We start from the raw sequence: 24954 nt of genomic DNA, 5'->3' as shown, positions 1-24954 counted from the left end.
CACTATCACCCACCCTTCTTCCATTCACCCTCATATTTAAGGAGTATCGGATCGTACTCACCCCTGTTGATGAGCTTGAGCACCTCCTTACCTTCCTTCCCATCGATAGTGAGGCCTATAGTCGAGGCAGAAGATACTAAGGTCTTTACCGCGGCCTTCAGGGATTTAGCGTTCATCTCATTTTTCTTCATCAACGCGACCTTAACCACGTCATCCATGGTTAGATTGCCCACCTTTTTATGTGCTGGATCGCCCGAGGGCTCCGAGACGCCGGCCGTCCTTAGTAAGAGCGAAGTAGTTGAGGGTGACTTCACCTCCAGTCGGTAATTCTTCGTTTCAGTGTCCACGTGAATGAGTAACGTCACCTCAACGTCCTTGAGGTGTTTAGTCACCTCGTTCATCTTACCAACTACTTCATCGACCTTAAGCCCCAGTTGGGCTATAGTGGGCCCTACAGGAGGTTGCGGGGACGCTGCCCCTCCCTTAACCTTCAACCTTACAGTACGCCACACCATGCTTCATCACTTCTTAGCCGGTTTAACGTCATCTGCAGGCAGGGTGACCTCCATCTTGAAGGAGGCCTCCAGTATGTTCAGGGTGACCGTTTTTCTGATCAAGTTAACACTTACGACCTGAGCCTTTAAGCCTTTAAACGGGCCTGAAATAACCTCCACCACATCGCCCGGATGTAACTCCTCGAGCGGTGAGGTAACCTTAATCAACCTCTCCACCTCATCCTCCGTCAGCGAGCCCATGGCCTGCCCCTTTACATGCTTTATATCCTTAGCTACTTTATGAACTATGTGGTGTCCTTCAGTCTCTATTATTATGTAGCCCTTAACCTTAGGAGGTATTACTATCGAGTAGATGCCCTTCGTGCCCGAATTCTTTATCATCGACTCAAGCATCAAGGCCACGTTAAGCTCCTGACCGGCAGTAGTCCTCAGGATAACGTACTTGAGTTGCCTCCCGCCCTGCCTCACCCCCTCAGCATCGCTCAACGCGAGACACCTCTAAATATACCCCTGAACGTAAGAAAGTACTAAGTGGATAACGAAGCCGAGAAGGCCAACTAGCATTAACCCTCCTAGAGTGACCTTAAGTAAGGTCCTGTACTCGTCGCTCTCAGGCTTCTCGGAAATCGTTATGATCTTCCTCCACATAGTCACTATCTCATCCAGCTTCATTGCCTCACCGCACTAAGTTCTAGTGTTAAAGAGATTATTAAGTATTAACTCTGGACTGAAGGGTAGCAAGTCATCGTAGCTCTGACCAACACCAACGTACATGATCTTCTTCCCGAGAGTCAGCACTATGCTTAAGGCTGAACCACCTTTAGCATCAGCATCAACTTTAGTGAGTATGATCGCGTCAACTCCCGCGACCTCGTCGAACCATCTCGCCTGAGCTACCGCGTCATTCCCTACCAAGGCGTCGAGAATCAAGACCTTCAAGTTAGGTTTAACCACCCTGATCACCTTTCTGATCTCCTCCATCAAGTCCCTGTCGGTGTGCATCCGCCCAGCAGTATCCACGAGCACGACGTCGTATTTATTCTTGATTGCGTGAGTAACGCCGTCCTTAGCCACGGACGCAGGGTCGGCGCCGTACTTACCCTTAAGTATGGGTACGCCGACCCTGTTGGCATGAATATCCAGTTGCTCTAGAGCTCCAGCCCTGAACGTGTCGGCAGCCACTATCAGTGGCTTCAACCCGTTTTTAGCGAGCTTATACGCCACCTTAGCTATGGTGGTGGTCTTACCAACCCCGTTGACCCCCAGAAACACCACCACGTAAGGCTTAGGCGAGTCCCCGACCACATCACTTAAGTCTCTACCGAACATGCTGCCTTCCAGCAGCTCCCTTATAGAATCTTTAATCACGTTGAGTACATACTCTTTAGGGTCGCTTAAACGGGGAATCTTGGCGTTGACTAGTTTGCTTGCCAGCTTAGCGCGCAAAACCTCAACTGCCTCAAAAGCGACGTCGCTCTCAAGTAAGAGCCACTGAAACTCGTCGAAGGTGGCGTTGAACTCCTTCTCACTTAACTCCTTCTTACTAATTACCTCTCCTAAATTCTCCACAAGACTAGAGACCGCCTCTCTGATTCTACGAAACACGTTAACCACTCTTCACTACGAGCCAGACGTTTTGGATTGTTGCACTCCGACCTGTCTGGCCTGAGCTATGATAGAGTTAACCAGGTTCTCAAGCCTCTCGTAGTGCCTTACCGCCTTAACCAACTCCTTCTGAAGTTCGTCGGCAAACCCCCTGTATTCCCTCTCCCTCCCAGACAAAACATCGAGCGCCTTATCAAGTGGCAGCTCGACGTAGTACTCCAGACCTACGTGGGTTATGACCCTCTCAACGCTCTGGGGACTAGCCCTAATGAGGACGTAACCTCTCCGGTCGGCAGGTGCGAGGAACTCGCTAGCGCCGGCATTCTTGAACTCGCTTAAAGCGTTCATGCTGGACTTGACTTCGTTCAACTCGTCCTGTATCTGGTTGAGCTGATTCTGTAAGGCCTCTATATACTTCCTGAGCTCCGTCAACTGTGCTAGGAGCGCCTCAAAACTCACTACCTGCTTCTCACCTACTTCCTTCCTAGCGCTCAACTTCACCAACCCTTAATGTTGGCTAACTCCCTCACGTGTTTGCTCCTAGCGTCCTCAGGACTTATCTCAATAACCTCAAATATCTTTAAATGCTCACGTTTAAGCTTGTGCCTACTACCCATCAGGGAGTAGACCTTCTCAAGAGCCTCCTCCCTGCTGAGGGCCCTGACCTCGACGGTGAACTTCTGCCATAACCTGCTCCTGTCGGGGCTGAAGAGCGCGACACCGCCAATCCTGAATGTCTTTACTTCATCACCCACAGCTCACACCATACATTAGTGATTGACAAGGCTTATAAAGAGTACATCAGGGGACTCAGGTACGGATGATCAGCCCGTGGTCAGCAAAGGTGGTGGTCTGAAGTCGCTTAAGATCCTGCGAAATTCAGGATCTCCATCAACCTCATTATCTCAGGACCTGTAGTCAGCTCCCCGACGACGGCGCCGTTATTGTTCATAATTAGGCCGACCTTAACGAAACCGACGCCGAAGTTAACGGTGGCCGTCCCAACTCTAACGCCAAAGAACTCCTCAAGACTCTTCAACTCCTCATCATTGGAGTCAGGATGAAAGACGCCGCTGTAGTCGTTGAGAACCCCCACAGACCCAACCGTGAGCACTCTGGCAACGGCCCCCCTCCTGATCGAAGACACGCCCAGCTCACTCCGCACTAGGTCGGCCTCCACATCACTTACCTCGGGGTGAAGCAGGGCGAACCTATTATTGGCCAACACCACATTACCTAATGCGGTGAATGTCGTCTGGATGACCTTCACCGGCACACCAGCGCTTCTAAGCTTGTCCAATTCCTCGTCCCTCACTATCTTAGGAAGTAAGACCGTTCTGTCATTACCCGCCACAAGCACCCCTATCAGCGTTGAATCAGCGATCCTAACCTCAATTAAGTCAGTTCCAAGAACATTCTTCAACGTTTTCTTAGCCTCTTCGTGAATCCCTTCAGGAACTATGGTGATTCTGTTGTTAGTGAAAACGTAGACCCCGACGTTCGGGTTGCCGAAGATCCTGAGCTTCTCAAGCACCATAGCTATACCTCAGTCCCAGCTGAGCGCTGGCCACCCCCCTCCCCAGACCCCTTAGACCCCCGCTCAATGATTTGAATCGCTAGGGATGCCTTGACGATCTTGCCCTCCTCATCAAGCTTATTCACGCTCACGGCTATTCGGGCTGGCAGGTTGTCCGCACCCCTCGAGAGGAGGTACTCGTTAATCGATGCATCAATGACGACCTCCTCAGCCTTGGCGTGTTTTTTGACGAACTCACGCACATATCTTACCGCCCTGAAGTTCCTTCTGGCGAGTCCAGTCCACTTGAGCCTGTTGAGGTTTATCACATATATTGTGCCCTCGACCACATGACCCACCTCACACGTTCTTTAGCTTGCTCCTCCTCCAGTGCCTGAGCCTCGGCCTCCAGGGGACCTTCCTTAAGGTTTTAACCACCACCCACACAGGCACCGCGCAGTTGCTCTTAGATTCGCTGGCCAGACGCAACTTCCTGGCCACATGTTTGGCTTTAGCCACCTACATCACCTCTTCTCCCTAAACACTATCTTATAGTCACGTCTTGTTCTAGCGTCTATGACGTACAGAATCTCTCTGAGCATATCGTCATCCACAGGCTCCTTCAGCTGTCCTGAAAGGGCTAGGTTGATTATGTAGTCTTCAACAGCCCTGGCTAACTCAGGCTTAACCAGCTTGACATTAGCTAGCCTAGCCCTGGCTTCAGGGGTCATCGACCTGCGTAAAACCTCCTGCCTTTGAGCCTCCCGAGCTACTTCCTCCTCCCTCCTCCTAGCCTCTTCCTGCCTTCTAAGGAGCTCCTCCATTTGCCTCCTCTTGATCTCCTCTAAGTCGGTGTCGTAGTACTCGTTGCTCATGTATCCGTCACCCATACTTACTCATCTCAGGCCTCACTGCAACCAGCTTCTCGAAGACCTTGTTAGCTATGTTGTCCAGGATAGACCGGCCTTTAGGGGATAGGATTCTCCCCCTCTTCTCAACCTTAGCCACGAGGCCTGCAACCTCTAGCTGGTGGAGCATGTGCCTAACTATAGAGCTTCCACTCCTCCTGAAGTGAGGGGGGGCCGAACCCCTCTTCTTTAGTCCGCCGTAGATGTTTCTGAAAGAACCTACGCCTATAGGCTCATCGCTTATGTAGAGCTTCCGCAGTATGCTTGCCGCCCTGACATACCACCAGTTACTGGATTCAGGAACTTTCTCCTTAATGGATCCTGTCTTGGCGAAGGCGGACCATGCGGGAGGCTTAACGGTCTTCACATTTTCCTCCAAGTACTTAGCTAACTCCTCAATAAACAGGTCAGCCGGCACTTCCTTCACGTGCACCATATAGCCACTCTCCCTCCCATCAAATTAAGCGTTCGGTTTTATTAAGCTTTATTCCCTCGAGCCCAGGATGTTTTACGCCAGTCATGACTAAATGCATTAGCAACGTTTATTTGAGTCACTGCGACATTACTGATGTGGGTGGTATGTTGGAGCTAAGGGAGTTCAGTTCTAAGATATCAGACTTAGTAGGGAGGAGTTCCAGGAGCGTTGTCACGGTCTTCACGCTAGTTCCCAGCATCGACATCTTCTTCAGGTATAGGGAGGCTAGAGGGGCTGGGTCAGGGTTCTTCATAGGGCCTGGACTCATAGTTACTAACGCGCACGTAGTTATGAATGCTACGGAGGTTGTAGTCCTCATGCCGAAGCGCGGCAAGGAGAGGGCTAAAGTGCTTGTAACCGATCCGTACAGGGATCTGGCATTGCTCAGGGTCGGCGTAGAGGACGTGGAGCCCCTTCCCTTAGGAGACTCAGACGACCTCAAGGTGGGGGATCTAGTGTTCGCTATAGGATCTCCGCTTGGTCTGCCGGGGCCTTCGGTCTCCATGGGTGTTGTAAGCGCTCTGGGCAGGACTATAATGGGTGAGAACATAGCGCTCGAGGACTTGATACAAACAGACGCAGCGATAAACCCCGGCAACAGCGGCGGCCCCCTGGTTAATGTTGAGGGTAAGGCGGTGGGCGTGGCCACCGCGATAATACCGTACGCGCAGGGCATAGGCTTCGCAATACCAATAAACACGGTAAAGAGATTCGTCCAGATGATCAAGGAGTACGGAGGAGTGGTCAGGGCCTGGCTCGGCGTCTACGTGACACCACTAACAGAGGAGGCGATTAAACTTTACGACCTGCCGGTCAGTGAGGGCGTTGTGGTAGTCAACGTGGTTCCAGGCTCCCCGGCAGATAGGCAGGGTCTGACGGTGGGTGACATAATAGTTGAGGCAGGTGGGAAACCCGTCAGGAAGGTGAGTGATTTACGGGCGGCGGTCGAGGGGAACATAGAGTCAGAATGCGTTGACCTGAAGATAGTCAGAGGTCGTAAGACTCTCAGCAAGTGCGTGCCGCCCGTGGTGGAGAGGCTGTACTGAAAGTAGTTATAATGATTAAGGTCCAGCATTCAAAGACTTAAAGTTTAAATTGAGGCGGTGGTAACTCTATACTGGGGCGGCGGTCGTCTAGCCTGGTCTAGGACGCCGGCCTTCCAAGGCCCCAGAGGAGCGCCGGAGATCCCGGGTTCGAATCCCGGCCGCCGCACCACTGACAGCCACTCCAGTTGGACGATGGAAACATCATTTAAGTTTCGGAACGTAGTGAGTAGCTGGTGGTAAGAGTGGGTTGCAGTGGATATAGGTTCCTGGAACACGTTGGAGACGCCTATTTCGAGGCTCTCGGGGAAACCCTCGAGGAGGCCTTCGCGAACGCAGGAAGGGCGCTCTTCGACGTCATGTTGAACACCTCTAAAGTTGAGTGCAGGGTGAGGAAGCTGGTGGTGGATGAGGGGATGGACGCTTACAACGCTCTCTACAGATGGCTTGAAGACTTACTGATAGTATATAACGTGGAGAGGCTGGCCTTCACGCAATTCAACATAGTCTTCGAGGGGGAGGTCAGAAGTAACGCAGACCTTAGCAAACCGCTTAGATTCCTCGGGGAGCTGTGCGGCGAGCCTGTCGACCTCGACAAGCATGAGGTCAGGAACGAAGTTAAAGCCGTAACGTACTCACTAATGAAGATATTCAAGGACGACGGCTGCTGGCACGTCAGCACAGTGCTTGATTTGTGAACGATGTCTGAAAGATTTAATAATCCCTGAGGTATCTAATTATTCGGGCCGCCGTAGCTCAGCCCGGGAGAGCACCCGGCTGAAGGTTCTCGGATACCGGGGTGTCCGGGGTTCAAATCCCCGCGGCGGCACCACTAAAGAATTATCTTGAGTACCTCCTCACACGAATGGACGAGGATGGATGCAACTGCCCACGCATCTAGGGGTTTGTGATAGATTGAGTAGGTGGCTACCGCGTTAGCAACCACCTCGTCAGAGAATTCGCCGTGCGGGAAGCCCCCGATAATAACTGGAAACCCTCCATTAAGGGCCTCTCTACATACGCTTCTTGGACTGTTTGGGGTTCCTTTCTCATCCAGCAATATGGCTCCCGGAACATCCAATTTTCTAAGCAGGTTCGTTATTGTAGAGGGATACAGTCTGAGGAGTGGTTTCTCAGAGTCTGGCGGTGTGGACCCTGATATAAAGAGCTGCTCCATCAAACCGACGAACCTGTTGTAATTCCTCGGTATATGAGTTTCAGAGCTAACCTCGATAACGTAGTCCCCGCAGGTATGTATGAAGACCTGAAGCCTCCCCTCAATATTCAGTGGCGATGAGAGCAGCTCAAGCAACACTATATGGACTATATCCGGCCTCCCCCTCTTACCAGCGTTGGGGAGGTCTTTCATCGCGTGGTAATGTATGGACTTATCAAGAAGGACCTCCGTAGGCTTCTTACCTCTGAGCCTAGCGTTCTTAAGCACTGCTGGATGCATGCATATCTCTCTTGGAACAGGCTCCAACGAGGCTTCCGCGATCACAACCTTGAGTGAGGACACGTCACATCACCTGCGACCCCTCCAGATCGATAGCACTTACAGCATTCCCTACGTTTCTAGCTACTTCCATCACTTTAATATTGCCCCATATTTCAGCATGTAAACACCCATGCGATCGGAGGGGTAACGCTCGTAGCTCATGCCTAACACGACCTGCATTTCCACCCCTGGCAGGAAGTCTAACGGGTCTAATGATGGCTTGAAACCTGGTTTAAGGTTCCAAGCGATTCTAATTATTGATACTACAAAATAATTAGGTGCTGAGTTGGTGAGGAGACGAAGCTTGCTGAGGGATCTAGCTGTGCAACGAGCCATGATATTGTACGATACCTCGGTCGTGATGATTCATGAGGGAAGACCTAACATAGCGCGTGAGCAGGTGGAGTTGGGCTTGAGATTGCTACGTAAGGCCGGCGTCCGGAGACCGCTTCCATATAGGAGGTACATCTGCAGGAGATGCCACGTTCCTTTAGTGCCTGGGCTGTCGGCAAGGGTCAGGTTGAGGGGTAACAGAAGGCAAGTTATAATAACTCTGAAGTGCCTACATTGTGGTTGGGTGATGCGGCAACCATGCATGAGAAGAAAGTGAGGAAGCTTGGGAGAGTTTTAAGCGAGCCAGCTAGAGTGAGGGTAGGTAAGGGAGGACTGAATGAGGGGGTTCTCAACGAGATACGTAGGTACTTGGAGAGAGAAGGTACCGTCAAGGTCAAAGTTCTGAGGACGGCCGCAGGTCGTGTTGATGTAGAGAGGTTGGCGTTGGAAGTCTCAACAGAGTTAGGTGCGGAGTTAAGGGACGTTAGAGGTCACACATTCACGATAGCGCGTAGAAAGCAGCCCGCCTGATTTGGTGCCGCGGCCGGGATTTGAACCCGGGTCACGGGCTTTCCTCGCTGACGCGGCTCGAGAGGCCCGCATACTTGACCGGGCTATACTACCGCGGCGCCAAAACAAAAATAAAACAAGAGCTTATAAGTGTTAGGGTCATCGACCGTTTCAGGCTTTAAGCTCCGCTAAGGTTTCTTTTTTCTCTTAGCTCGATTGGCCGATGCTGACGCGCCGGACCACTTAAGGATCGCCAGCCCTCCACCGCCGGCGCCGCTACTTTTACTTGCTACTTCGGACTGGCGGGATGGAGCAGTCGTGGAGTCCGTGATGAACCAACTCACAGGGATCCAGAGCAACTATGGGTGGAGAGCGGTAGGGTCACGTGCTTTAAGCCGTTAATGCTTCGTACCCCTCACGATGATTTTTAGATATGTGGGACGATCTTCGCTTACGTAGGTAGTAAATGACGAGCATTGCCACGATGATTTGAGGTAGGTCCAGTACGTACACTGACCGGGCACCATTCTTGAGCTCTATGAACAGTGGGTATGGAGTTACGCTTAGGTTGCTTGAGATGATCCTGCTGCCTAGGTAAGTGTAGTACGTTATTATGAAGAGCGTGCAACTCATGAGGAGAACCCCCCACGTAGTCCTGGATTGCAGGGCTACGTGTAACGCCATCGATATGACGAGCGTTGTGAACGATGACACGCTTAAGACTATGAGCGTGCGTTGCGCGGAATCCGCATAAGCATTGGACGTTGGAAATAAAATGTTAACTATCGCGAGGGTCAGTGCGAAGATGATGAGGAAAACCATCACATACGTGAGTCTCTTGAAGACCTTAAGCAGAGGCTCAGCATTTCCGGCATCGCTCATCTTAACTCACTAGACCCTCTTCTCATCACATCATTAATTAAGACTAGAGCGGTTAATATATCCACCCAGTTGAGGACGTCATAGAACCCCGCACCAGTTGATGAACTCCCAGGACTCGAGTTCAGGGATTTATTGATATATCGCCGCTTAAGTATAAGGTATTGGGGGTGCGGCTGACTGTCGAGTATGACCTGATTGCGAGCGGCTACAGAAGGAGACCCTGGCCCATAGTTTGTAAGGCAGTGAAGGAAAGCACTTCATGGTTTGCGGATTTAGGCTCAGGGCCTGGCCAGAACGCTACCTACATTGCCGCATTAAAGAGTGATTTAAAAGGCATTTTGGTGGACATCTCGCTCGAGATGCTCACGAAGTTCCTCAAGCAACATGCCGAAGGACATCTTCACAGACTGCATCCCGTGCTTGCTGACATGGAGTTCCCCCCTCTGAGAAGCGAGTCACTGGACTCCATTCTGCTGATATCGTCGCTTCATCACATCATGCCACGCGACAGCAGGCTGGAAGTTTTGAGGGAGTGCCACAGAATATTGAGGGGGCATGGGCTCCTCCTCACCGTCGTGTGGAGTAGGTGGCAACCGATGCTAGTGCTGGAGGTGTTGAGGGATTTTCACTCCTACATCCTCTACAGGAAGGAGAGTCCCTGGGATCTCACCAGATGCTCTAAAACTACCTGCAGGAGATACCACCTCTACAGCCTCGGTGAGCTTGCGAGGGATCTCAGGGACGCTGGATTCAAAGTAATAGAAAGGGGGGTTTACAGACCTCAAGAGGGGAGTGAAGCACCAAGCAAGAACTATTATTGCCTGTCCGTCAAAGGGTGAGGAACCTAACCCCTCAAGTTCTTACACATGTAGGGTGAGCTAGGGTGCCTTGTGTAGCCTAAAGCCCTGTAATACCCACGTACGCCAACTCCGGAGAGCACCAGAACCTCCTCGACGTCGTACTCCTCAAAGGCCACCCTCTCCGCCTCAGCCATCAGTTTTTTGCCGATACCTCTGTGTTGCCACTCCAGGTAGGACTTGGGTTGAGTCCCAGGAGCTACCGGCATGCCGTAGACGTGTAGCTCGCGGATCAACGCCTTCCTGCCGCTCGAGACCTCTGGTCTATGGGCGTATTGTGAAGGAATCCTCAGCCTGAGTATCCCAGCCACTGCTTCGGTCGCGTGGTCCTCAAGGGCCAGGAACTCCTCGATTCCCTCGCTGGCTTGGTACGTAGTTCTAGTTAGTTCGAGATCCTCATGCCTGATTAGTGTGGGTCTCTTCAGCGATGCTCTGCCTACTTCCCTCCACCTAATCTCGTTTATCTTAATGCCCTTCCTCACGCAGGCCTCCTCTACCAACTCCCTTAAGTCGCCCCTCCTAGGCCCGTCGATGATTAGCGGGGCCGGCACGTCCCTCTGAATCCTCTGAACCCGCACATACTTAGGTATGTACCTCATCATCTCCGATATCAACTCAACCGCATCTTCAGTGCTCAACGCCCTGTAGTCCCCTCTCTTCCACATCTCGTAGAGCTCCGTGCCCTCCATGACTAGAGTTGGATATATCTTCAGGTAGTCAGGCCTGAAGTCAGGATTCTCAAAGATGGTTTTAACCATTTCTAGATCCCTGCTCACGTCACTGCCAGGAAGGCCGGGCATTATGTGATACGCTACTTTGAAACCAGCGTCCTTCAGTATCCTCGTCGATTTGATGACGTGTGAAACGTCATGACCTCTCTTAACCCGCGTCAAAACCTCGTCGTAGATGCTCTGAACACCTAACTCAACTTTAGTGGCGCCGAGTGCCAGCATTAAGTCAGCATGACTCTCCAACCCCCAATCAGGCCTGGTCTCCAGCGTTAAACCGACGCATCTCACACCCGCACCCTCATTCCTCATATGTTCTTCCTCCAACGTCGTTGCCACGGGGTCCCTAAGGTTCGGGAAGTCGTTCATAGCTCTGAAGGCCTCAGTGACGAACCAAACCTGGTAATCCCGAGGGTACGCAAGGAAGGTACCGCCCATAACCACCAGCTCAACCTTCGATGGGTACCACCCTATATGATCTCTATACTGCCTCAGCCTCGTGTGGACCTGGAGGTACGGATCGTAGTTAATTCTCTTAGCCCTCATTAGGGCGGGTTCCTCGCCCACGTAGGACTGCGGAGTGCTGAACTCCGGCCCGCCAGGGCAGTAAATACACCTCCCATGCGGACATGGGTGAGGTCTAGCCATGATTGCTACTGGAGCAACCCCGGATAAGACTCTAGTCACCTTCCTTACGCCGACCTCCACACCCATTAACCCATTCACTACAGGAGGGATTAGATAAAGAACTTAATATAGACTTGACCTTCAGAGTCCCTACCCGCACTATGCAGCATGTCTATCAGGACCTCGTTGCTCACGCTTAAAGCTTTCCCTAACTCGCTCCACCTAACCTAGAGCTACTCCCCACTACTTACATATTACTGGACATACAAACAACCACGAACTAGATGAGAATGACGCCGGGGGCGGGATTCGAACCCGCGAGGGCGTTACGCCCACTGGCTCTCAAGGCCAGCCCCTTGGACCGCTCGGGCACCCCGGCCAATTAGATATACCTCAGTAAAGTTTTAAATAAAATGATCGCCGGGCAAGTTAGTATGCGAGAAATACGGTCTTACAATGTTTCCCTTTAGCGGACGCTCAGCAGACTCATGGGTTTTCCACTAGAAACGGGGGACACGCGCCGAGAACGCTAAAAACATAAAGTGCACGCGCCAAACCTAAAAGACTGAAAATAGCTCCTGAACCCGGATTACCTGAGCAGTTCTACCTCTATGTAAACGTCGTCAGGTATTCTTATCCTCATTATCTGACGCATCACTCTCTCATCCGCATCTACGTCGACCAGCCTCTTATGTATCCTCATCTCCCACTTCTCGTAGACCTTCGTTCCCTCTCCGTGCGGTAGTCTAAGCAAAGGGACCACTAGATGCTTGGTCGGCAGAGGTACTGGACCCTTTATCTTAACGCCTGCCTTCTTAGCTATGTCTACTAGGTTCTTAGTCACGTCGTCCAGGTGCTCTACGTTAGTGCTCCAGAGCCTTATCCTTACCTTAGACGTCATTATAGTACCCTTTCAGGACTTTTTACTTCTTGACCTCGGCCGGCACTACGTCCATTATGACACCTATCCCGACTGTCTTCCCCATATCCCTTAAGGCGAACCTCCCCAGCTGAGGTATGTCGCTGTACTTCTCGACCACCATAGGCTTAATTGGCTGGAACTTCATGACGGCTGACTCGCCTGCTTTAATGAACTGCGGGTTCTTCTCGGCTATCTGGCCTGTCTTAGGGTCAAGTTTGCCTATAATCTCGGTTATCTTGGAAGCCACCGACGCGGTGTGCGCGTGAATTACCGGCGTGTACCCGACGTGGATAGCTGTCGGGTGCTGGACCACGTAAACCCTGGCAGTGAACTCCTTAGCCACTGTAGGTGGGTTCTGAGGGTGACCTGCTACATCACCCCTCTTTATGTCTGTCTTGGAGATTCCTTTGACGTTGAAGCCTATGTTGTCGCCCGGCAGTGCCTCATCCATCTGCTCGTGGTGCATCTCTATAGATCTGACCTCTCCTGAGACCCCGGCGGGCATGAAGACTACCACGTCTCCCTTCCTCAGCCTCCCGGTCTCCACTCTGCCTACAGGCACGGTCCCGACGCCCGTTATGGAGTACACCTCCTGAACAGGTATCCTGAGAGGCTTGTCGACAGGTTTAGGCGGTGGCTGCATGGAGTCTAGAGCCTCGACGAGGGTAGGTCCGTTGTACCATGTCATGTTAGGCGATCTCTCAGTCAGGTTCTCGCCCAACCATCCGGACACAGGGATGAACGGTATCGTCTCGACCTTATATCCAAGACCCCTCATGAACTTCTTCAAGGTGTCAACAACCTTCAAGTACCTGTCCTTGCTGAACGGGGGCTCAGTTATGTCCATCTTAGTTATCGCAACGACTACTTGGTCGATGCCCATAGTCCTGGCTAGGACTATATGCTCCATAGTTTGACCTTCCCTGCTCATACCGGCCTCGAACTCCCCTGTCTTGGCCGACACCACCAGTAACGCGACGTCGGCCTGGCTGGCCCCCGTTATCATGTTTTTAACGAAGTCCCTATGTCCTGGAGCGTCGATGATGGTCCAGTAGTACTTAGGTGTCTCGAACTTCATGAAGCTCAGCGCTATCGTGAGGCCCCTGTCCCTCTCCTCCTTGAGCTTGTCGAGGAACCACGCGTACTTCTCCGACTCCTTACCTGCCTTCTTGGCAGCTTCCTCAACTTCCTTGACCATCTTAGGATCGAGAGCGCCTAGCTTAAGTAGGGTATGACCTACTAAAGTGCTCTTCCCGTGGTCTACGTGCCCGATCACCACTAGATTCATGTGCTCCTTCTTCGGCCTGCTCATTCACTCATCACCTTACCACACATAGATAGTTTCACATTCCTTATAAAATTTACGTACGCATTTAAAAATACGTTCCATCACCTTGAACTTAGGGCTATCCTCTCTATCTCCTCCTTCTTAGATATGGCATAACTCTTCGGGTCACCGCTCGCCGCAGCTATTATCTCATCAGCGAGGCACTCGGCTATCGATCTCGCCGACTTGAAGGCCGACTGCCTAGCGCCGTCAGTCATGTGCCTCAGAGCGAGGTCAACCCTCCTCAGAGGCGCTACATCGACCGCAACATGGTACACTATACCACCGTACATTATCCTCGTCGTCTCCTCACGAGGTCCTGAGTTCTCCACGGCACGCACGAGGACTTGCAGCGGATTCTCATTAGTCCTGAGGTGGATGAGTTCAAAGGCCCTCTTGACCACGTTATATGCTAAGTGCTTCTTACCAGCGTTCCTACCGTGTTTCATAAGGTGATTAATCAGTCTCTCAACTATGGGTACTCCTGCCTTACCGAACCTCCTGTGCTCATGCCTACCACCAGTATGTGGTACGTAGGCAGGCCTCAACGAGAGATACTTCTTAAGGCTTGGGTCCCTGACGACTATATTGTCGAAACCCCACTTACCGAAGAGTTTTACCTCCAGAGGCCTTACACCAGACTCCTCTAAGCCCATCGCACTCAGCCTAACCTAAAGATTACCTAAACGACTTAATAAGGATTTAGTCGCGAAGATCTAGGCATGGAGGGGGTTTGCATTCTAATCATGGAGAATCACGCGTGGCTCGATGGGATGCTGACCCCCTTGAGTGAGGGTTTGGTTGCATTCCCTTCATGCGGAGGGTTCGGCTTCAAGCCCGGTCTAAGGCATGCAATACTCGTTTCCCCGTCAACCTCTATAATGGAGCCCCTCTAACCGCTTGGACTCATATATGTTTGAACCTACCTCCGCATCTGCACCTGTCATACCGCCCATACCTCCAAGCCTTCAATAGCTTATGCCCAAAAAACCAAAGCCGTAGTGAGAACGCTTAACTACTTCAACTATCTCCCCGTATAATTTTCTAAACCCCCTTGCTGAGGAGCTTCACTAGTGACTCATGTTTCCTATCCACTCACTGGGATTCCGTGTTTAGAGCTAGGCCCTGGATTGCGGCGTTTAACAACACCTCGATCTCGGGCAACGTCACACTGTACGACCTCACACATACCCCCAACTCTACCTATGACAAAATCGCTGGATCGACCCTGCTTCTCATGTCAGCCAGCTTAGAACTCGAACCCTCAGGGCTGGATCCCATATACAAGCGTTGAACTTAGTAAAACAGGCGATAAGCCACGACGTCCCTATGTAGCGTCTTGCTTCTCGTAAGCCATGCTACAGATAGAGAACTAAAGTTTATAATCCTCCTCACCTAGAGGCAAACGAGAGTGCAGAAGCGTCTTACGCCCGCCAGCATGGCGAGAGGCGGAAAGATATATGGGAACAGCGCCGGTTGAGACCCGAAGTAGGGGAAGCCCCGCCGAGGCATACTCAGGTGGTGTTGCTTGAGCAAGGATAGGAGAGACGACCTGATCAGGATCGTCGGGGTTGAAGCGGTGGTGATGAATGATATAGAGGATCTTATGGATCTGGCGGCACTCCACTGCTACCTAGAGAATAACGAACTATTCACACTGTATAACATACCTAGCGAGATAGCAGTAGCTATAGAGAAGATGAACAACCCAGTGGAGGACGAAACACCTGCTGAAACCGCTGGCGGCAGGGAGTCTATATTCGACATACTCCTGCTACTGGCGCCCAGACTCAGGGAACTCAGGAACATTGTGAGGAAAGTGGTCATAGATTCATACGATGTAAGCAAGGGCGTGTACAGTGCTTCAATACATATGAGAGTGGACGGTATAACAGTTCAGAAACGCGTGATACCAAGCCACGCCATATTCCTTTCAATACTGCTTAACAAACCAGCGTATGTGACAGCGGAGGTCCTAGAGATATCTAGGAGGTTCACCCCCCCTGACGATGAATACTCTTATGAAAGCGAGTAACAGTAATGCATGATACTGAGTCTACAACAACTCATGGAAAGCTAGGAGAGCAAACCCCCATGTACCGCCCTGAGACAGCAACGTTTTTAAACCCTACTTTAACCTAACTTACTTGGGGGTGTAAACCCCCGGAGAAATAAAAATGGCGGCGCAACAGCCTCCGAAGAAAGAGGAGAAGAAGAAGAAGGAGAAGAAGTAATCCCCAAGATTTATTTGATGATCCTTCCCAGCTCTTTCAAACCTAAGTGCCTGTTTTTCATGAACGCTTCTTCGTCTTCCTTTAAATCACTCTATCTGAAGGAATGCACTGCAATCCAGCTTAAGACCTTGAAGTATTCTAACTTAGCCCGCTATTAGAAGGTCTTACCTTAGGGGTTTTTGTTTCTTGCCCTTTAGTAGCGCGTCTAGGGACACGCCGTTAACCATGATGACTTTATACCGAACCCCCGGCAAATCACCCATAGATCTACCCAGGGTACCCCCTATGCCGGCGATGACGACTTCGTCGTGCTCGTCTATGAACGTGACCCCACCGTCCTGAGGCACGAAGGCCGTGACTACCTTACCATTTTTAACCAGTTGCACCCTAACACACTTCCGCAGAGCTGAATTCGGTTGCCGTGATTCTATACCGACCTTCTCTAAGACTATGCCTCTCGCCATAGGGGCTCCCTCCAGCGGATCATGCTTTTTCTTGAGTTTCAGCATGCGTATTCTGAAGTCACGCTGACTCCACCTAAATTTGAGCCTCTTAAGCTTCAGCTTCCTGGCAGCGTAGAGACCCTTAGGCGCCTTGCTCCCCGGCACTCAACCACCACCTAGAATAGGTAACTCCACTACTTTTAAGCATTATCTCCATGTAGACGAACCGCGAAGCTGTTAAGACACTGAAACAGAGTCTATGTCATAATACCTCTTAAGTATCTTCCTTGCCTTACTGACGTTCTTCCCGTCCTTACCTATGGCGATGCCCTTATCCTCCGGCACCACCTTAACCATCAGAACCTTCCTGCCGTCCCTCAGCTTGTTTAACCTTACGCTCACGACCCTGGCCGGCAGGAACAAGTTCTTCACGAAGTCCTCGAGAGTTTCAGCCCACTCCACTATCTCTACACGCCTCCCAAGTATCTTAGTCAGTTGTTTCACATTCCTGCCCTTAAACCCGACCACTGTGCCGGCTGTGCCTGGCGGAACTATGAATATTAAGGTGTTCGACTCATCGTCCACCACACAGTCCCTGGCGGTGACGCCTGTGATGTCGCCCAGAAGCGCGATGTACTTCAGCTCATCACCAGTCAGCTTGACAGGCAATCTACTACTCACCCGCCTCTAAGATCCTGGACTCTCCGGCATCGAGGATCGCGACCACCGATACCGGGAAGGGCTTACCTAAAATCGCCCCTAAGTCATAGCTACTGCCGGGGTATTTAATGAGTTTGATGTTGCTCATTCTTGAATAGTACGTTATGTCCTCGGCCAAGTGCTTAGGTATATTGCTGGCTACGATGACGCCCAGGGCCTTGCCGGATTTAATGACCTTCACAGCCCTCCTGGATCCAAGCACCACCTTACCCGTTTTGAAAAGCAGTTTTATAGGTGTTTCGAGGGATACTTCCTTCGACATTCACATCACCTGCTCTCCTCTCTCACCAAGGATTTAATTTTCGTTGGATTCATTTTAAGCTCTACTAAAGCGGTACCTATTGGTGCAAGCTGCCCTATTATGACGTTCTCCGCGACCCCCACAACCTGGTCGGCCTCACCCTTGATGCTTGCATCGAACAAGTTCTTAACAGTGACTTCGAAAGCTGCTCTAGCCAAAACACTTGGCTTCTCACCGACCACGCCATGCCTACCTATAGGCCTCAAGCTACCGGATTTAGTCATCATGTCGGCAACCAACATCACATGCCTTAAATCTACATCTAGCCCCTGCTCGTTCAACGTGTTCTTTATCTCCCGCATTAGGGCCTCCCTAGCGGCCTCAATCCCTAGCACACCCTCAATCTCGTGGACGCTGTTAGTCCTCACCTTCTTAGGATCAACCCCCTCCACCTTCAGCACCGCGTCGAGGTTGGAGCCCGACGTTATAAGAACGTAGTACTCCCTACCGGATTCCTGGTCTCTCCTCTTCTGAAGTATCACCTTCTTAATGCCCTTAATGCCCTTGATCTTGATCTTGAGCAACCTATCCCTGAACTTCTGAGCCTTTATTATGTCGCTGTAGTTCCTAGGTATCTCAATGATGATCATATCGGGGGACTCACTGGACAACGATACCTTGTCGACCAGCGACTTACCTCTCGAGAGCGTCTTAGCCACGTCCTCCGGCTTGAGGCCCTTATCGTAGAGCATCTCGGGATCCAACCTTACGTACAGCTTCATCTCAGAGAGGTCTATGTCAACAGACTTTGTGACGTTCTCCAGCACGGTCAACTCTATCTTCCTTGCAACCTCCCTGGCCTTCATCTCATCATACTTGTGGACGTCATCTAGGTGTATCTCCATGATGGGGGTCTCAGGAACCCTCTTAGCGTCGACGAGCTCTATCAGCCTAGGAAGGCCTAACGTGACGTTAAGTTCCCTGACCCCCGCGAAGTGGAAGGTCCTCAAAGTCATCTGAGTGCCGGGCTCACCTATAGATTGAGCCGCCACAGTGCCTACAGGCTCCCCCGGATCCACCAGGGACTCCAGATACGTCCTAACACAGTCATTAACGATGGCCACGAGCTCGGACTCGTTCAACTCTGACTTAACGTCAACCCTGAATAGAGTGACCATCATCTCGTTGTAGATGGATTCAGGCACGTAATCCCTGACCGAGTCCACGACCTTCTTCACTTTAAAACACACTTCCCTAAATCTCAAGGCTTCTCTACTCAGCTCATCCTCGCTAGTGAGACCACGGAAGACGTAGAGATTCATTAATTGCCTCCTAACCTCATCCACAAGCTCTGACGGTATGCTCACCTTATTTAGCACGTTGCTCACAATACGGTAAGGCTCCGAAACCCTCTCAAGGATTTCCTCGGCCTTCGTGACTGCGGGTTTAGCTCTGACCACCGCTTTCTTCTTGCTTGAGGTCACCTTCTTCCTAGTACCCCCAGACTTCTTCCCGCTCATTCAATCCTCCACCCCACATGCCTCTTTACAACCCTATCAACGTTAACCGCCTTACCGAAGGAGGTGTTCTTGGGGTCGACTCCGTCCTCGCCATAGCGGAACTGTATTAAATCGCCGTAAGTGCTTCTAACGGTACCGTCATACTCAACGACGACGTCTAGCAAAGAGTTTATAAGCCTACGTTGCATGTAGCCACTCTGCGAGGTCCTGACCGCAGTGTCCACCAGGCCTTCCCTACCTCCAGCAGCGTGGAAGAACATCTCTATGGGTGTGAGGCCCTTGACGAAGGAGCTCACGACGAAACCCCTTGCCTCAGGTCCTATATCACCCTTCCTAAAGAAGGGCAGTGTCCTGCCGGTGTATCCTCTGTGAATCCTCTCGCCCCTGACGGACTGCTGGCCAAGCATGGCAGCCATCTGAGTTATGTTTAAGGCACTGCCTCTGGCGCCGGTCTTAGCCATTATGAAGACGTTGTTAAATGGATCCAGATACTTCACCGCGACCTCGCCCGCCTCGTCCCTAGCCTTAGACAGTATCTCAAGAATCTTCAGCTCAAGCGATTCCTCCAGAGTCCTGCCAGGAGTGACTTCAAGCTTCCCCTCCTCATAGAGTGCTATGGTCCTGTTAACCTCCTCCAACGCCTTCTTAAAGACCTCCATTATCTCGCTGTATGCGCGAGGAGGTATCAATATGTCGTCTACAGTCATTGTGAACCCCCTCATCTCAATGAATCTTAGGAAGAGCCTGAAAACCCTGTCCATGAATGACCTGCCGAAGCTGGGACCGTACTCCCTAACTATGTAGTGCAGCATTGACTCAGGCTGTTGCGCACCTATAGTGTTCTTATCTATGACGCCCATCAAGAACTTCCCTTTCTTAACTATTACGTACGAGTCCCAGAAACACTCCTCGCTAGTGCATTTAAGCGCGCCGCTGGAGATCTTAGCCTCCTTAGTGAAGTTGAAGTCCTCCGGCAGGAGAAGGCTTATCAGTTGCTTCCCAAGCCACGCCTGCTTAGGGGCCAGGATCGCGGGCTCCGGTATCTCGCCTTCGTAGTTTATACTTGCCAGGAGATCCGACACCCTGTCCTTCGTCAGCAGGACTGCTTTCGAGGAGAGGAGGTAGCCGCCGCTTATGTAGTCCTGTATACCGCCTATTATAGGACCTCCATACCTTGGCGTGAGTATGTGCTCCTGAACCAAGAGTAGCGTGCGGGCTTCCGCCTGAGCCTCAGGAGTCTGAGGCACATGCAGGTTCATCTCATCCCCGTCGAAGTCGGCGTTGTAGGGCGGACAGACGGCTAGATGCAGCCTGAACGTCCTGCCGGGCAACACCTTAACAATGTGCCCCATTATCGACATCCTGTGCAGCGAGGGTTGCCTATTGAAGAGGACTATATCACCGTCTATCAAGTGACGCTCAACTATGAACCCCGGCTTCAACCCCTCAGCCACCGCCTTCAGATCCTTATTGTATCTGAGATCCAGCCTACGCCCGTTCGGCTCTATGACGTAATTAGCGCCTGGATACTTGAAGGGGCCGTTGAGAACGTACTTCCTCATATCCTCTATATTCCATGACGTCACCCTAACAGGAACCGTTAGATTCGTAGCAACCTCGACAGGAACCCCTACCTCGTTAATGCTCAGGTAGGGGTCCGGTGAGACGACTGTTCTAGCCGAGAAGTCGACACGCTTACCTGATAGGTTGTTTCTGAAGCGTCCTTCCTTACCCTTAAGCCTCTGCGCCAGGGTTCTGAGCGGGGACCCCGACCTCCTCTTAGCAGGAGGCACCCCAGGAACTTCATTATCTATGTAGGTAGTTATGTGGTACTGAAGCAGATCCCACAGATCCTCTATTATTATCTCCGGCGAACCAACGTTGATGGCTTCCTTAAGCCTCTCGTTAGTCCTTATTATGTCAACCAGCTTGTGGGTCAGGTCGTCCTCAGCGCGGATGCCGGTTTCAAGGAGTATGGAGGGCCTGACGGCTATGGGGGGTATGGGTAGGACCGTTATCACAGCCCATGAGGGATGCGATACCTCCGGATCGTAACCCATTACCCTCAAGTGTCTGTCCGGAACTCTTGACAGCCAGTCCCTAATGAATGTCGGAGGGAGCTTGCCCAACGGCCCCTCCTCAATGAAGGTAGTCGGCTTCTCATAGCGTATTCTATACTGCTTCTCACCGCAGTGCGGGCACTCGAAGACCTTCATAGCCCTCCTTTTAACGTGCTCAGAAAGCGAATCAGCTAGCTGAGGCCACCTATCCTTCAACCTGTCCAGCAGGTCCAGGTACCTGTCAACCTCCTCCTCAGGGAGCTTGAGTCTACCACATTTCCTACACGTGGCTTTAAGGATCTCGTGTATGTGCTTGACAAAGCCTATGTGTATGACGGGCCTGGCGAGTTCTAGGCTACCGAAATGGCCGGGACATGTAGCGAGTTTATTACCGCATGTCTCGCACTTCTGATCAGGCTCTATGACGCCCAACTTAGGGTCCATAACACCTCCTTTCACAGGCATGCCGTTCTCGTCATAGACGTCTGGAGTCACTATAGCCGTTACCGACATCTTACGTATCATGTCAGGCGAGAGTATGCCGAACTTAATGCTTCTGACCTCCTTTCCGTTAGGCATCCCTAATCACCCGAGAACCTATCTCTGAGTACTAACTTCGGATAGATTAACATACTCATCATCTCCTGTACCAACAGCTTAAACGCGTATGAAACCTCAACGGGAACCAACTTACCCTCATCGCCATGCACCGGACATACGTATCTGCCCTTATTTCTGTCGAACCATCCTAGCAGGCCGCACTTCTCACAAACATATACTGTATACCTATCCGAACTGTCTAGAAGCCTCTCCTTAAGCAGTACGGGTGCTCCATGGCCTATTATGGCGTCCCTTTCCATCTCCCCGAAGCGCAAGCCGCCCTCCCTGGCCCTGCCTTCGGTCGGCTGCCTGGTGAGCAACTGCACAGGCCCCCTGGACCTCGAATGCAACTTGTCAGCGACCATATGGTGGAGCCTCTGGTAGTACACTACACCTATGAAGACGGGGGTCGATATGAGTTCGCCCGTCCTGCCGTCATACATGGGCTCGGTGCCGTCCTGCGGGTAGCCGTAGAGGAGGAGCTCCCTCCTCAAATCATCAAACTTCTCGCCGAAGAACGGAGTCCCATCGACCAACCCCCCTCTGAGCGACCCTACCTTACCGGCTATCGACTCTATCAACTGACCCACCGTCATTCTGGACGGCAGTGCGTGAGGATTGATTATAAGGTCTGGCGTCACCCCGTCAAAAGTGTACGGCATGTCATACTGAGGTACAAGCAGGCCGACCACACCCTTCTGGCCGTGTCTAGACGCGAACTTATCGCCTATCTCAGGTATCCTCAGATCCCTGACCTTGACTCTTATGAACTTATTGCCCTCACCATCAACCGTCACCACCACAGCGTCCACAATCCCCCTATCACCGTGTCTGAGGCTGACGGACGAGTCCCTCCTAGTCTCACTCGCCAAGCCGAACTCCTTATACTCCTCAAGGAACCTGGGCGGCGACGTCTTGCCCACTAGGACCCTGCCAGACGTTACGTCGACTTCAGGCGGTATTATTCCGTCACCATCCAGATATTCGTAGTTCTCCTTACCCCTGTAACCCTTAACCTTGATGTCGGGGATGCCTATCATGTCCCGCTGCCCACCAGGGTATCGGAGCTCCTCAGTGCTGTACTCCCTGAAGAACGTGGATCGGGCGAGCCCCCTCTCAACCGAGGATTTATTCATTATAACAGCGTCCTCCATGTTGTAACCGGTGAACGACAGTATCGCAACCACGAAGTTCTGTCCAGCAGGCCTTGAGTTAAACCCGATCAAGTCTAGGAACCTGGTCTGCACAACCGGCTTCTGCGGATAATGTAGGAAGTGGGCCCTACTGTCAAACCTTAAATGGAAGTTGGCGGCGTTTAACCCGACGGCCTGCTTAGCCATCGCGGCTTCGTAAGCATTACGTGGTGACTGATTGTGATTACCGTAAGGTATAAGAACTGCAGCGACCCCCAGGATAGACGGGGAATATAGCTCTAGGTGAGTGTGCTCTTTACCTGCGTCCTCAGGGTCCAACGCGATTAGGGAATTGTCCTCCTCCTCAGCATCTAAGTACTCGACCACGCCCATGCTCACTAAGTCACTGAATGACAGCTTACCGGCACGGAGCTTCTCAACAACTTCGCCGGAGATCTTGAGCTTACCCTCCTCAAGGATGAGCAGCGGCCTTCTAACTCTGCCGCTGTCGCAATTGACGTGAACCTCGTTGATGTACTCGCTTCTGCCGTAATAGATGTTCACCTCATGATGTAGCTTACCACTCCTCCTCAGCTTCCTCAGGCTCCTAACCAGCTCGGACGCGTCCTCGCCGGGGTAGTAACCTATCAAAGTGCCGTTGAGGAATATCTTAGCATAGTTGGGTATGGCCTCCGCCAACTCCTCGTCGCCCTTCCTGAGCCTCTCGTACGCCTCAAGCAACGGGATCATCCCTAGTTCCTGAAGGTATGGGAGGATCAAGGATTCATCAATACCTGCAGTAACGTAGGCAGATAGTGCCAAGTTCTTGACGAGACCACAGTTAGGGCCTTCGGGAGTTTCGAAGGGGCATATTCTCCCCCACTGTGTTGGATGCAGATCACGAGCCTCAAAGTGTGGTTGTCCCCTACTCAGCGGGGCCACGGTCCTCCTCAAGTGGCTGAGCATTGAGATCCAGTTGGTTCTATCGAGTATCTGACTCACACCTGTCCTATTACCGACCCAGTTCCCTGTGGCTAGTGCGTAGTTAAGCCTCTCAGTTATTATGTCGGGTCTAGCAAGCGCCTTTAGTGAGAGTCTCCTGCCCTTAGTCAGTCTGTACCTCTCTATCTGGTACCTCAGGTCCTTAACGTAGGCCTTAAAAGCGACCCGAAAGAGCTGGGCGAGCAGGTCGCCGGCGAGCCTTAACCTCCTGTTAGCATAGTGGTCTTTATCGTCAGGCTTCCTTCTCCCAAGCATCAACTCTATCAGCTTGCAGGCCATCTGACCCAGATATAGAGCCTTCAGGATTCTAGCGTTCGGCGTGTTACCTAAGTGAGGCATGAAGTACAGATCAAGTATCTGGAGGACTCTGTTACGCCTAGCATCAGGATCTGTTATTCCTATGGTAACCCTTGAGGCTAGGTAATCTAACGCCTCTACATGCTTCTTAATCTCCCTAGCAGCGTATAGGGACGGAATCAGCTCCTTCTGGATCTCAGGATCCGGCGATACTGCGAGAGCTATCTCCATGTCCGTTTCAAGGCCTAAGGCCCTCATCATAACCGCGAACGGCACCTTCTGGGGTATTGACGGGAAGTTGATGACCAGAGTCCCGTCCTTCAGCCGGTCAAGTATTATTGGAACCCTGTAGCCTGCCGACGCTGAGATCACTTTGGCGGTATGGGTTATTGAGGAAGCCTCTTTGCCGTAGTCAACAAATACCCTGTTAGGGGCTAAATCCTCTTGGCCGACTATAACTCTCTCCGAACCGTTGATTATAAAGTAGCCGCCGGGATCCCTCCAGTCCTCCTCATACTTAATCAACTCCTCCTTACTCAGCCTGCTCGTGGGATCCAGGACAGACCTAATCATGACTGGCAGGTATCCGAGCGGGACATTGTCTTCAATGTACTCAAACCCGTCCTCATGAATTACGATCTTGAGGAACATTGGCGCGCTATAAGTCAGGTTACGGATCCTGGCGATGGTGGGGTTTAAGTTCTCGAGCCCACGTATAACTGCACCCTCGATTTCCCTGACCTCCGGCTCGCCGACCCTGATGTCAAGAACCTCCATGTATATCTTCTGGTGAGCTATGTCTATCCTGCCCAACTCCTTAACGATCTTTTTAACTCCTGAAGTAACGAACTCATTATAGGAGTCGAGGTGCTGCTTTGCTAGGCCCTTCTCCTTCAGGAAGGACTCAATGAGTAGCCAACGTACTTCCTTATCGATCTTTACAGGATCCTCCATACAT

The 24954-nt window shown here is 51.7% G+C and carries 30 protein-coding genes and 4 tRNA genes; 9 read left to right on the top strand and 25 right to left on the bottom strand.

Going from position 1 to position 24954, the window contains the following annotated elements:
• Positions 1-5: 5 nt before the first annotated feature.
• The 11 genes from QW772_01770 to QW772_01720 all read right to left on the bottom strand — a co-directional run bounded on the left by QW772_01770 (position 6) and on the right by QW772_01720 (position 4980).
• On the bottom strand, positions 6-515 hold the full coding sequence (locus QW772_01770; protein MEM0037644.1) for a 50S ribosomal protein L11: 510 nt from the start codon (positions 513-515) through the stop codon (positions 6-8).
• Between the two features lie 6 nt (positions 516-521).
• The gene (locus QW772_01765; protein MEM0037643.1) at positions 522-1001 is read right to left on the bottom strand and encodes a transcription elongation factor Spt5; all 480 of its coding nucleotides are present in this window, start codon (positions 999-1001) and stop codon (positions 522-524) included.
• Between the two features lie 12 nt (positions 1002-1013).
• Complete coding sequence (locus QW772_01760; GenBank protein ID MEM0037642.1) at positions 1014-1187, bottom strand: protein translocase SEC61 complex subunit gamma; 174 nt, start codon at positions 1185-1187, stop codon at positions 1014-1016.
• A gap of 12 nt (positions 1188-1199) precedes the next feature.
• Entirely contained in the window at positions 1200-2120 is a 921-nt protein-coding gene (gene ftsY / locus QW772_01755) for a signal recognition particle-docking protein FtsY (protein ID MEM0037641.1), read from the bottom strand.
• Between the two features lie 15 nt (positions 2121-2135).
• Positions 2136-2615, bottom strand: coding sequence for a prefoldin subunit alpha (pfdA, locus tag QW772_01750; protein ID MEM0037640.1), 480 nt, complete (start codon positions 2613-2615; stop codon positions 2136-2138).
• 2 nt (positions 2616-2617) lie between these two features.
• Positions 2618-2875, bottom strand: a complete 258-nt coding sequence (gene rpl18a / locus QW772_01745; protein MEM0037639.1) for a 50S ribosomal protein L18Ae — start codon at positions 2873-2875, stop codon at positions 2618-2620.
• A gap of 107 nt (positions 2876-2982) precedes the next feature.
• Positions 2983-3657 (bottom strand): translation initiation factor IF-6, encoded by a 675-nt coding sequence (locus QW772_01740; protein ID MEM0037638.1) that lies wholly within the window; start codon positions 3655-3657, stop codon positions 2983-2985.
• 2 nt (positions 3658-3659) lie between these two features.
• Complete coding sequence (locus QW772_01735; GenBank protein MEM0037637.1) at positions 3660-3986, bottom strand: 50S ribosomal protein L31e; 327 nt, start codon at positions 3984-3986, stop codon at positions 3660-3662.
• A 10-nt stretch (positions 3987-3996) separates the two neighbouring features.
• Positions 3997-4155 carry a 50S ribosomal protein L39e gene (locus QW772_01730; GenBank protein ID MEM0037636.1) on the bottom strand — a complete coding sequence of 53 codons (159 nt, stop codon included), beginning with the start codon at positions 4153-4155 and terminating at the stop codon, positions 3997-3999.
• A 5-nt stretch (positions 4156-4160) separates the two neighbouring features.
• Positions 4161-4526, bottom strand: coding sequence for a DNA-binding protein (locus QW772_01725; protein ID MEM0037635.1), 366 nt, complete (start codon positions 4524-4526; stop codon positions 4161-4163).
• Positions 4519-4980, bottom strand: a complete 462-nt coding sequence (locus QW772_01720) for a 30S ribosomal protein S19e (GenBank protein MEM0037634.1) — start codon at positions 4978-4980, stop codon at positions 4519-4521. Before QW772_01720 ends, QW772_01725 begins: the two co-directional genes overlap by 8 nt.
• A 143-nt stretch (positions 4981-5123) precedes the next feature.
• Between QW772_01720 and QW772_01715 the strand changes: the two genes are divergently transcribed.
• The 4 genes from QW772_01715 to QW772_01700 all read left to right on the top strand — a co-directional run bounded on the left by QW772_01715 (position 5124) and on the right by QW772_01700 (position 6894).
• Positions 5124-6065: a trypsin-like peptidase domain-containing protein gene (locus QW772_01715; GenBank protein MEM0037633.1), complete on the top strand. Its 942-nt coding sequence runs from the start codon at positions 5124-5126 to the stop codon at positions 6063-6065.
• 76 nt (positions 6066-6141) lie between these two features.
• A tRNA-Gly gene (locus QW772_01710) sits at positions 6142-6234 on the top strand.
• 73 nt (positions 6235-6307) lie between these two features.
• The gene (locus QW772_01705) at positions 6308-6760 is read left to right on the top strand and encodes an archease (protein ID MEM0037632.1); all 453 of its coding nucleotides are present in this window, start codon (positions 6308-6310) and stop codon (positions 6758-6760) included.
• 47 nt (positions 6761-6807) lie between these two features.
• Positions 6808-6894: transfer RNA gene (locus tag QW772_01700), tRNA-Phe, on the top strand.
• Here the strand turns inward: QW772_01700 and QW772_01695 are convergent.
• The gene (locus QW772_01695; GenBank protein MEM0037631.1) at positions 6895-7581 is read right to left on the bottom strand and encodes a 16S rRNA methyltransferase; all 687 of its coding nucleotides are present in this window, start codon (positions 7579-7581) and stop codon (positions 6895-6897) included.
• A gap of 268 nt (positions 7582-7849) precedes the next feature.
• Here QW772_01695 and QW772_01690 point away from each other — a divergent pair, with 268 nt between their 5' ends.
• Together QW772_01690 and QW772_01685 are read left to right on the top strand one after the other, a co-directional pair.
• The gene (locus QW772_01690) at positions 7850-8170 is read left to right on the top strand and encodes a ribonuclease P (protein MEM0037630.1); all 321 of its coding nucleotides are present in this window, start codon (positions 7850-7852) and stop codon (positions 8168-8170) included.
• A complete protein-coding gene (locus QW772_01685) occupies positions 8152-8424 on the top strand; it encodes a YhbY family RNA-binding protein (protein ID MEM0037629.1) in 273 nt (90 codons plus the stop codon). The genes QW772_01690 and QW772_01685 overlap by 19 nt, the downstream gene beginning before the upstream one ends.
• A gap of 2 nt (positions 8425-8426) precedes the next feature.
• Here the strand turns inward: QW772_01685 and QW772_01680 are convergent.
• A tRNA-Glu gene (locus tag QW772_01680) sits at positions 8427-8522 on the bottom strand.
• A 271-nt stretch (positions 8523-8793) separates the two neighbouring features.
• Positions 8794-9285, bottom strand: coding sequence for a hypothetical protein (locus QW772_01675; protein MEM0037628.1), 492 nt, complete (start codon positions 9283-9285; stop codon positions 8794-8796).
• Between the two features lie 167 nt (positions 9286-9452).
• Here QW772_01675 and QW772_01670 point away from each other — a divergent pair, with 167 nt between their 5' ends.
• Entirely contained in the window at positions 9453-10124 is a 672-nt protein-coding gene (locus tag QW772_01670; protein MEM0037627.1) for a class I SAM-dependent methyltransferase, read from the top strand.
• A 5-nt stretch (positions 10125-10129) separates the two neighbouring features.
• On the opposite strand, the gene QW772_01665 is transcribed toward QW772_01670, so the two are convergent.
• The 5 genes from QW772_01665 to QW772_01645 form a co-directional block, all read right to left on the bottom strand.
• Positions 10130-11596 (bottom strand): tRNA uridine(34) 5-carboxymethylaminomethyl modification radical SAM/GNAT enzyme Elp3, encoded by a 1467-nt coding sequence (locus tag QW772_01665; protein MEM0037626.1) that lies wholly within the window; start codon positions 11594-11596, stop codon positions 10130-10132.
• A gap of 195 nt (positions 11597-11791) precedes the next feature.
• A tRNA-Ser gene (locus tag QW772_01660) sits at positions 11792-11876 on the bottom strand.
• Positions 11877-12086: 210 nt separating this feature from the next.
• The gene (gene rpsJ, locus QW772_01655; GenBank protein MEM0037625.1) at positions 12087-12398 is read right to left on the bottom strand and encodes a 30S ribosomal protein S10; all 312 of its coding nucleotides are present in this window, start codon (positions 12396-12398) and stop codon (positions 12087-12089) included.
• Positions 12399-12420: 22 nt separating this feature from the next.
• Positions 12421-13731 (bottom strand): translation elongation factor EF-1 subunit alpha, encoded by a 1311-nt coding sequence (gene tuf, locus QW772_01650; GenBank protein MEM0037624.1) that lies wholly within the window; start codon positions 13729-13731, stop codon positions 12421-12423.
• 77 nt (positions 13732-13808) lie between these two features.
• Positions 13809-14402, bottom strand: a complete 594-nt coding sequence (locus tag QW772_01645; GenBank protein ID MEM0037623.1) for a 30S ribosomal protein S7 — start codon at positions 14400-14402, stop codon at positions 13809-13811.
• A 66-nt stretch (positions 14403-14468) separates the two neighbouring features.
• Here QW772_01645 and QW772_01640 point away from each other — a divergent pair, with 66 nt between their 5' ends.
• Both QW772_01640 and QW772_01635 read left to right on the top strand, forming a co-directional pair.
• A complete protein-coding gene (locus QW772_01640) occupies positions 14469-14642 on the top strand; it encodes a hypothetical protein (GenBank protein ID MEM0037622.1) in 174 nt (57 codons plus the stop codon).
• A gap of 632 nt (positions 14643-15274) precedes the next feature.
• Positions 15275-15781: a hypothetical protein gene (locus tag QW772_01635; GenBank protein MEM0037621.1), complete on the top strand. Its 507-nt coding sequence runs from the start codon at positions 15275-15277 to the stop codon at positions 15779-15781.
• A gap of 363 nt (positions 15782-16144) precedes the next feature.
• Here QW772_01635 and QW772_01630 read toward each other — a convergent pair whose 3' ends face one another.
• The 6 genes from QW772_01630 to QW772_01605 all read right to left on the bottom strand — a co-directional run bounded on the left by QW772_01630 (position 16145) and on the right by QW772_01605 (position 24950).
• Positions 16145-16588, bottom strand: coding sequence for a 30S ribosomal protein S12 (locus tag QW772_01630; protein ID MEM0037620.1), 444 nt, complete (start codon positions 16586-16588; stop codon positions 16145-16147).
• Between the two features lie 72 nt (positions 16589-16660).
• Positions 16661-17104, bottom strand: a complete 444-nt coding sequence (locus QW772_01625; GenBank protein ID MEM0037619.1) for a NusA-like transcription termination signal-binding factor — start codon at positions 17102-17104, stop codon at positions 16661-16663.
• Positions 17097-17405 (bottom strand): 50S ribosomal protein L30e, encoded by a 309-nt coding sequence (locus QW772_01620; GenBank protein MEM0037618.1) that lies wholly within the window; start codon positions 17403-17405, stop codon positions 17097-17099. Before QW772_01620 ends, QW772_01625 begins: the two co-directional genes overlap by 8 nt.
• Before the next feature lie 5 nt (positions 17406-17410).
• Positions 17411-18904, bottom strand: coding sequence for a DNA-directed RNA polymerase subunit A'' (gene rpoA2, locus QW772_01615; GenBank protein MEM0037617.1), 1494 nt, complete (start codon positions 18902-18904; stop codon positions 17411-17413).
• Positions 18901-21543: a DNA-directed RNA polymerase subunit A' gene (gene rpoA1 / locus QW772_01610; protein MEM0037616.1), complete on the bottom strand. Its 2643-nt coding sequence runs from the start codon at positions 21541-21543 to the stop codon at positions 18901-18903. The genes rpoA2 and rpoA1 overlap by 4 nt, the downstream gene beginning before the upstream one ends.
• A 2-nt stretch (positions 21544-21545) precedes the next feature.
• Positions 21546-24950, bottom strand: coding sequence for a DNA-directed RNA polymerase subunit B (locus tag QW772_01605; protein ID MEM0037615.1), 3405 nt, complete (start codon positions 24948-24950; stop codon positions 21546-21548).
• Positions 24951-24954 lie beyond the last annotated feature (4 nt).

It is taken from the genome of Zestosphaera sp., assembly GCA_038727705.1.
GTDB lineage: Archaea > Thermoproteota > Thermoprotei_A > Sulfolobales > NBVN01 > Zestomicrobium.
This window is presented reverse-complemented; position numbering and strand designations above follow the sequence as displayed.